The sequence below is a fragment of the Streptomyces sp. NPDC107654 genome, from assembly GCF_055639035.1.
Map to the genome: position 1 here is coordinate 433943 of NZ_JBVKBI010000005.1, position 7382 is coordinate 441324.

At 74.0% G+C, this 7382-nt stretch carries 8 protein-coding genes and 1 pseudogene; 6 read left to right on the plus strand and 3 right to left on the minus strand.

Going from position 1 to position 7382, the window contains the following annotated elements:
• The first annotated feature begins 271 nt into the window (after window positions 1-271).
• The 4 genes from ACZ7N4_RS12590 to ACZ7N4_RS12605 all read left to right on the plus strand — a co-directional run bounded on the left by ACZ7N4_RS12590 (window position 272) and on the right by ACZ7N4_RS12605 (window position 3812).
• Window positions 272-1672, plus strand: coding sequence for an MFS transporter (locus ACZ7N4_RS12590; protein ID WP_471357088.1), 1401 nt, complete (start codon window positions 272-274; stop codon window positions 1670-1672).
• A gap of 88 nt (window positions 1673-1760) precedes the next feature.
• Window positions 1761-2240, plus strand: a complete 480-nt coding sequence (locus ACZ7N4_RS12595; protein WP_471357091.1) for a DUF2771 domain-containing protein — start codon at window positions 1761-1763, stop codon at window positions 2238-2240.
• On the plus strand, window positions 2207-2974 hold the full coding sequence (locus ACZ7N4_RS12600) for a futalosine hydrolase (RefSeq protein ID WP_471357094.1): 768 nt from the start codon (window positions 2207-2209) through the stop codon (window positions 2972-2974). Before ACZ7N4_RS12595 ends, ACZ7N4_RS12600 begins: the two co-directional genes overlap by 34 nt.
• Window positions 2964-3812, plus strand: a complete 849-nt coding sequence (locus ACZ7N4_RS12605; RefSeq protein WP_471357096.1) for a 1,4-dihydroxy-6-naphthoate synthase — start codon at window positions 2964-2966, stop codon at window positions 3810-3812. Before ACZ7N4_RS12600 ends, ACZ7N4_RS12605 begins: the two co-directional genes overlap by 11 nt.
• 3 nt (window positions 3813-3815) lie before the next feature.
• Here the strand turns inward: ACZ7N4_RS12605 and ACZ7N4_RS12610 are convergent, their stop codons facing one another.
• A complete protein-coding gene (locus tag ACZ7N4_RS12610) occupies window positions 3816-4199 on the minus strand; it encodes a cold-shock protein (RefSeq protein WP_030989397.1) in 384 nt (127 codons plus the stop codon).
• A 175-nt stretch (window positions 4200-4374) separates the two neighbouring features.
• Here ACZ7N4_RS12610 and ACZ7N4_RS12615 point away from each other — a divergent pair, with 175 nt between their 5' ends.
• Window positions 4375-4638 (plus strand): hypothetical protein, encoded by a 264-nt coding sequence (locus tag ACZ7N4_RS12615; RefSeq protein ID WP_471357100.1) that lies wholly within the window; start codon window positions 4375-4377, stop codon window positions 4636-4638.
• Here the strand turns inward: ACZ7N4_RS12615 and ACZ7N4_RS12620 are convergent.
• Window positions 4602-5240 (minus strand): HAD family hydrolase, encoded by a 639-nt coding sequence (locus ACZ7N4_RS12620; RefSeq protein ID WP_471357102.1) that lies wholly within the window; start codon window positions 5238-5240, stop codon window positions 4602-4604. The genes ACZ7N4_RS12615 and ACZ7N4_RS12620 overlap by 37 nt on opposite strands.
• 145 nt (window positions 5241-5385) lie before the next feature.
• The gene (locus ACZ7N4_RS12625; protein WP_471357105.1) at window positions 5386-6411 is read right to left on the minus strand and encodes a hypothetical protein; all 1026 of its coding nucleotides are present in this window, start codon (window positions 6409-6411) and stop codon (window positions 5386-5388) included.
• Between the two features lie 99 nt (window positions 6412-6510).
• On the opposite strand from ACZ7N4_RS12625, the pseudogene ACZ7N4_RS12630 reads away from it, so the two are divergent.
• Window positions 6511-7382, plus strand: a pseudogene (locus tag ACZ7N4_RS12630) (DNA-binding protein); the annotation flags it as partial.

Below are 7382 nucleotides of genomic sequence, written 5' to 3' on the forward strand. Positions count from 1 at the left end.
GACGTCTGCATCCGCGCGCCTGGGCGCACCTCTGCCATCCATTCTGCGTTATGGCTGAGATAGGCACGCTACACCGGACGGGATTCGTGGATATTCCCACCCGGCCATCCCGCGGTCCCCGCCCGGACCTCACCCGGGCCCGTACCCGCCCCTCCCGCAGCCCGGCCCGCCGCTGGTGCCGCCGCTCGTCCGCGCCCTTCCGCGCCCTTCCGCCCCTTGTCCGGCGCCACGCCCGCGGTATCCGCACTATCGGGCCGCCTCTCGGGGCACTATGAACGTCGTGGCAGCCGCGGACAGGGCGAATGGTCGGGGCGGCGGTTCGGGCCGGGTGGGTGGTGCCGTCCGCTCGGTCGGCCGTGCCCTGCACTTCCCGGTGACCGGAACGGCGCGGGGCATCCGCAGGGTCACGCACGCGCACGGCGCGGGCGAGTCGGGGCTGGGCAAGCTGATCGAGCTGCACGCGGTCAACGGCGCGGGGGACGTCATGGTCACCGTGGCGCTCGCGTCCACGGTGTTCTTCTCGGTGCCGACGGACGAGGCACGCGGGCGGGTCGCCCTCTACCTCGCCATCACCATGGCGCCCTTCACGGTCCTGGCGCCCGTCATCGGGCCGCTCCTCGACCGGCTGCCGCACGGGCGGCGGGCCGCGATGGCCGGGGCGATGCTGGCGCGGGCGCTGCTCGCGCTGGTCGTCTCGGGGGCGGTGGCGAGCGGCAGCCTGGAGCTGTATCCGGCCGCGCTGGGGGTGCTGGTGGCGTCCAAGGCGTACGGCGTGGTCCGCAGTGCCGTCGTACCGCGGCTGCTGCCGCCGGGGTTCTCGCTCGTGAAGGCCAACTCCCGGGTGACGCTGGCGGGGCTGCTGGCCACGGGCGCCGCCGCGCCGCTGGCGGCGGGCCTGCACGCGCTCGGCGATCCGTGGCCGCTCTACGGCGCCTTCGTGATCTTCGCTGCCGGGACGTTTCTGTCGTTCTCCCTGCCGCCCACGGTGGACTCGGCGAAGGGGGAGGACGTCGCGCTGCTCGCGGGCGACGCGGAGCGTCTGCACGGGCCGCACCGCAAGCAGGCGAAGCGGCCGGGGCTGCGGACGGTCGGGCCCGCGGTCACGCACGCGCTCGGCGCCAACGCCGCCCTGCGCTGCCTGTCCGGCTTCCTGATCTTCTTCCTCGCCTTCCTGCTGCGCGAGCACCCCCTGACCGGGGAGAGCGCGGCGGTGTCGCTGGGGATGGTGGGGGTCGCGGCGGGGGCGGGCAACGCCCTCGGTACGGCGGTGGGGGCCTGGCTGCGGTCCCGGGCGCCGGAGATCATCATCGTGACCGTGGTGGCGGTGGTGCTGGGTACGGCGGTCGTCGCCGGCCTCTTCTTCGGGGCGTTCCTGGTGGCCTGTCTGACGGCGGTCGCCGGGTTCGCGCAGGCGCTGGCCAAGCTGGCGCTGGACGCGCTGATCCAGCGGGACGTGCCCGAGCTGGTGCGCACCTCGGCGTTCGCCCGTTCGGAGACGTTGCTCCAGATGGCGTGGGTCTTCGGCGGCGCGGTCGGCATCGTGATGCCGCTCAACGGCACGGTGGGGCTGCTGGTCGGAGCCGCGTTCGTGGCCGTGGGCTGGCTGGGCACGCTGCGCGGACTGCTCGCCTCGGCCCGGCACGGCGGCCGGGCCCGGGCCCGGGTGGCGTGAGGCCCCGCCGCCACCGCCCGGCGTAACGAACCGGGCACGCCGTACCCCACGTGGGCGGACGGCTCCGGGTGCCCGATAGCCTTCGGCCATGACCACGCTGCAATCCGTTGTGCGACGCCGCCGCGCCGTCGCCGTCGCCGGCGCCGTTTCCGCCGGACTGCTCGTCCTGTCGGCCTGCGACAAGCCGAGTCCCGTCGCGACGCTCACCGTCGGCCGGGACTCGGTCAACTCCGAGGCCCTCTGCTACAACGACGGCAAGGCGCTGGACCAGAAGTCGCTGGACAAGTGCATCAAGAAGGCCGCTGACGCCAAGTCGATCGAGGTCGGCCAGGACGAGACCGTCCGCATCGGCGTCGACCCGAAGATCGCGGACGAGGGCTGGATCGTGCTGGTCAACGGCCGCCAGTTCAGCGACACCAGCAAGGAGACGTACCGCACGATTCCGAGCAGCGCGTTCTTCAACGTCCAGTACGGCACGCAGGGCGAGACCAACACGCTCGCGATCCAGATGGGCGACAAGACGAAGAAGGGTCTGTGGACCTTCAAGCTGAAGAAGGCGAAGGACTGACCACGGCGTCACTCCCGGTCCTCGTCGCCACCGCCGTCCCCGTGGAGCGGGACGCGGTGGCACGGGCGTTGCCCGGGGCGGGCCCGGACCCGGCGGCCGGTGGGATACGGCTGCCGGGCGGGTCCCTGTGCCGTACGGGCGCGGGTTTCGACCTGCTCGCCGCCGGTGTCGGCCCGGCGCTCGCCGCCGCCCGCGTCGCCGGTGCCCTGACCGCCGCCGCCCTGGCCGGCCGCCCCTACGGTCTGGTCGTCTCGGCCGGCATCGGCGGCGGCTTCCAGCCCGACGCCCCCCTCGGCTCCCTCGTCGTCGCCGACGCGATCACCGTCGCCGACCTGGGCGCCGAGACCGCCGACGGCTTCCTCCCGGTCACCGACCTGGGGTTCGGGACCGTCACCCATCATCCGCCGGAATCACTCGTACGAGTCGTTTCCGAGGCCACCGGCGCCCGTACCGGCACGGTCCTGACCGTCTCCACGGTCACCGGCACCGCCGCCCGCGCCGCCGCCCTGCGTGCCCGGCACCCCGGCGCGCTCGCCGAGGGCATGGAGGGCTTCGGCGTGGCCGAGGCGGCCGCCGCGCACGGCGTACCCGTGCTGGAGATCCGCGCGGTCTCGAACCCGGTGGGGCCGCGCGACCGCGCCGCCTGGCGCATCGGCGACGCCCTCGCCGCCCTCACCGAGGGCTTCGGGAAGCTCGCGCCCGCCCTGGAGAGTTGGAAGGCACATGACCACTGAGCCGCTTCGGATCGCGTACTCCCCCTGCCCCAACGACACCTTCGTCTTCGACGCACTCGCCCACGGCCGCGTCCCCGGCGCCCCCGCGCTGGACGTGACCTTCGCCGACATCGACGTCACCAACGGCATGGCCGAGCGCGGCGAGTTCGACGTGCTGAAGGTGTCGTACGCGGTGCTGCCGTACGTCCTCGGCACCTACGCGCTGCTGCCGTGCGGCGGTGCGCTGGGCCGGGGCTGCGGGCCGCTGGTGCTCACCCGGGAGGCGGGGACCGATCTGACGGGCCGTACGGTCGCGGTGCCGAGCGAGAAGTCGACCGCCTACCTGCTGTTCCGCCTGTGGGCGGCGGACACCCTGCCCGGCGGGGTCGGCGAGATCGTGGTCATGCCGTTCCACGAGATCATGCCGGCCGTGCGGGACGGCAAGGTGGACGCGGGCCTGGTCATCCACGAGGCCCGGTTCACCTACCGGAACTACGGGCTGCACAAGCTCGCCGACATGGGCGAGCACTGGGAGCGGACCACCGGGCTGCCGATCCCGCTGGGCGCGATCATCGCCCGGCGTTCCCTGGGCGCCGAGGCGCTGACCGGGCTCGCCGACTCCGTCCGCGCCTCGGTGCGGGCCGCCTGGGACGACCCGGAGGCCTCCCGGCCCTACGTCATGGCGCACGCCCAGGAGATGGACCCGGCCGTCGCCGACCAGCACATCGGGCTGTACGTCAACGAGTTCACCGCCGGCCTCGGCGAGGACGGTTATGCGGCGGTCCGGGGACTGCTCACGCGTGCGGCGGCCGAGGGGCTCGTACCACCCCTCGGCCCGGACGCGCTCGCGTTTCCCTGAGGGTCAGACGTCGAGTTGGTCGGCGACCGCGCGGAGCAGGCCGGCGATCTTCTTACCGGAGGTCTTGTCCGGGTAACGGCCCTTCTCCAGCATCGGAGTGATGTTCTCGAGAAGGGTCGTCAAATCCTGCACGATCGACGCCAGCTCGTCCGGCTTCTTGCGCTGGGCGGCGGCGACCGACGGCGTCGGGTCGAGCACGATCACCGAGAGCGCCTGGTCACCGCGCTGACCGGCGACGACCCCGAACTCCACGCGCTGTCCCGGCTTGAGCGAATCGACTCCGGCGGGGAGAACCGAGGAATGGACGAAGACGTCACCGCCGTCGTCGCGGGAGAGAAAGCCGAAGCCCTTCTCGCTGTTGAACCACTTGACCTTGCCGGTAGGCACGTCTGTCCTCGTCCTCGTACTCGTTGGGAAAACTACTTCGGAAACGGCTCTTGATAGCACTAGAGCGGGTCGACCACGACCCGCCGATACCAAGCGCTACCAAGGCTAATGGTCTTGGGGCGGGTGACAAGACGTCCCCCGGTTGTTCTCTCGCGCAGGGAACTACCCTGGTCCGGTGCGTGACAAAACCCAACCGAATTCCACCGCGCCCGGTGACCGACTGATCCGCGCCGGTGCCGTCGTCTTCTTCCTCGGCGCCCTGGCCACCCTCGTCACGGTGACCCCGTTGTTGCTCGGAACGAAGCCTTTTCCGACGTACATGTTCGGCCTGAGCATGCTCATGGCCGTCGGATTCCTGCTCGCCGGTGCCGGTGTCCTGCGGTCCGTCGCCGCCGGACGGCGTCAGGCGCGGGAGGCGGTCTCCAGCGCCTCGCGGTAGCCGGCCAGCCACCGGGGGAAGTCGGCGAGGCCGGTCAGGACGACGTCCGCGCCGGCCTCCCGCAGCTCGTCCGCCGGGCACGGCCCGGTCGCCACGGCGACCGAAAACGCACCCGCCGCTCGGGCCCCCCGGACGTCTCCGACGTGATCACCGACGTACACGGCCGCGCCGTACTCGCGCAGCGCCGCCGCCTTCTGCTCGGCCCACAGGTCGCCGACCACCACGTCCGGCTCGATGCCGAGGTGGGCCAGGTGCAGCTTGGCGTTCGGCTCGTGCTTCGCCGTCACGACCATCGTCCGCCCGCCGGCCGCCCGCACCGCGTCGACCGCCTCCCGGGCGCCGGCCATCGCGGGCGTCGCGGCGATGGCCATGGAGGGGTACATCTCCCGGTACAGATCGGCCATCGCCGGGACCTCGTCGGCCGGGAACCAGTGGATCAGCTCCTCCACGAGCGGCGGTCCGAGCCGGGTCACCGCCAGATCGGCGTCGATGAACGCACCCGTCCGCTCGGCCAGGGCCACGTAGCAGGCACGGATGCCGGGCCGGGAGTCGATGAGGGTCATGTCGAGGTCGAAGCCGACGGTGAGGGTCGTGGAGGCCATGGGGGACATTGTGCCGGGTGCCGCCGGCGGTCCGGCGGGGCGGGATCACGCCGAGGGGACGGCTGTGATCCGGGCGCGGGGCCGTCGTGGCCGTGCCCGCCACGACGCACGCGCGGGCCGACGCCGGCCGTGACCGCCCCCGGTGCTACCCCTTCCGCTGCGAGCGCCACACCAGGTACAGCGCCGAGGCCACGGCCGCTCCCCTGACCACCCACGGCCAGGTCTCGCTCACCGCGTCGTTCATGTGGCCCTGGGCGATGGGTTCGCCCCAGCGGCCGTCGTTCCGGCCCCACAGCCACACCAGGCCCGCCGCGACCGCCGTACCCGGCAGGACCATCACCGCCCACTTGGTCTCCGCGGCCGTCAGCCGGCGTGAGCCGTAGGCGATGGCCCAGCCGAGGAGCAGGGCGAACCAGTTGCCGAGCACGGCGCCGGCGACCAGCGCGGCGGCGGCCAGCAGGAGGAGGGGGTTGGACCAGCCGGCGGCGGGGCCGGGCAGGAGCCGGCGGCGCGGGGCGGCCGGCTCGGGCACCGCCCCGGGCTCCGGCGCAGCCCCGGCGGCCTTCTCCGAGGTCTTCTCGCCTGTCTTCCCGGCGGGCTCCTTGGCCGCCTCCCCGCTCCGGCCCGGAGGCCTCCTGAGCAGTTCCGGGATCTCCACGCCGCCGACGAAGCCCGGCACCGGGTCGGTGTCCGCAAGGGGGCCGGCGGTGTCCACGCGCCACCAGTCGGGCGGCGCCGTGCCGTCACCGAGTTCGTGCGCGGGGGCGAGGTGCGGCGGGGCCGGGATGTCGCGCGCGGCGGGCCGCTCGGACTCGGCGGGGCGCGGACGCGGTACGACCCGGCGCAGCCCCTTCGGCCGTTCCCGCTGTGCCGGCCCGGACGCCCGCTCCCGGGAGGAGGGCTGCGCCGGTACGGCGGCGGGCGGCGGCTGCGGGACACCGCCGGAGCCTCCGGCCGCCGTGACGACCTCGTCCGGACTGCCCAGGCGGTCCAGGATGCCGCGGACGGCGGCGGGCGAGTCCACCGTCGCCTGGGCGCGGCACCGGTCGATCTCGTTGCGCAGCTCCGACACGAGCCGCATCCGCGTGGCGGACGGCAGCTGCCGTTGCTGAGCGAGGTCCCCGACGCGGCTCAGATACTCGTAGACGACCTGATCGCTCTCGATCCCCACGGAAACCCCTCCGGGGTGCGCCGACTTCAATGCCCGTGAGGACCGTACCGCTTTCCGCGGGATGCCCTCGGCATATGGAATTCCGCTACCGTTGGCCGGATGAGCCCCGAGGCCCACTCAGCCCCTCGGTCCCTCGCGGAGGCGCTCCGCGCGCGGGACGACGCCTCCCTGGCCGCGCTGCTGCGCAGCCGCCCCGACCTCATCACCCCCGTCCCCACCGATCTCACCCAGCTCGCCACCCGCGCCGGTACGCGCGCCTCGGTGCTGCGCGCCCTGGAGCGGCTGGACCGGTTCGCGCTGCAGACGGCGGAGGCGCTGGCCGTGGCCCCGGACCCGGCGCCGTACGACACCCTGCTGGCCCTGATGGCCGGGGACACCGGGGACGAGACGATCGCCGGCGCGCTGCCGCGGGCCGTCGGCACCCTGCGCGAGCAGGCCCTGGTGTGGGGCGCGGACGACCGGCTGCGGCTGGTGCGCACCGCCCGCGAGCTGCTCGCGCCGTCGGCGCAGCACCCGTCGCCGACCGGGCTCGGGCCGACCGTCCAGGAGGCCGCCTCCGGCATGTCGCCGGGGCGGATCCAGGAGATCGTGTCGACGGCGGGGCTGCCGTCGACACACGACTCGGTGTCGGCCGTGGCCGCGCTGACCGCGCTGTTCACCGACCGCGGGAAGATGGCGAAGCTGCTCGCCGGGGCCCCCGAGCCGGCCCGGGAGGTGCTGTCCCGGCTGATGTGGGGGCCGCCGTACGGGCAGGTCACGGCGGATCCGGCGGCGCACCTGCGCTGGCTGCTGGACCGGGGTCTGCTGCTGCCGACCGCGCCCGGGACCGTCGTCCTGCCCCGCGAGGTCGCCCTGCACCTGCGCGAGGGCCGACCGCACCGCACGCCCGAACCGCTGCCGCCCGCCGTGGAGCCGGCCGCGGCGCACTCCCCGCAGGTGGTGGACGCCACCGCGGCCGGGCAGGCCTACAC

Excerpts from the sequence above, each read along its gene's own strand:
- ACZ7N4_RS12590 (WP_471357088.1), top strand. The coding sequence starts at position 272 with ATGAACGTCGTGGCAGCCGCGGACAGGGCGAATGGTCGGGGCGGCGGT.
- ACZ7N4_RS12595 (WP_471357091.1), top strand. The coding sequence starts at position 1,761 with ATGACCACGCTGCAATCCGTTGTGCGACGCCGCCGCGCCGTCGCCGTC.
- ACZ7N4_RS12605 (WP_471357096.1), top strand. The coding sequence starts at position 2,964 with ATGACCACTGAGCCGCTTCGGATCGCGTACTCCCCCTGCCCCAACGAC.
- ACZ7N4_RS12620 (WP_471357102.1), bottom strand. The coding sequence starts at position 5,240 with ATGGCCTCCACGACCCTCACCGTCGGCTTCGACCTCGACATGACCCTC.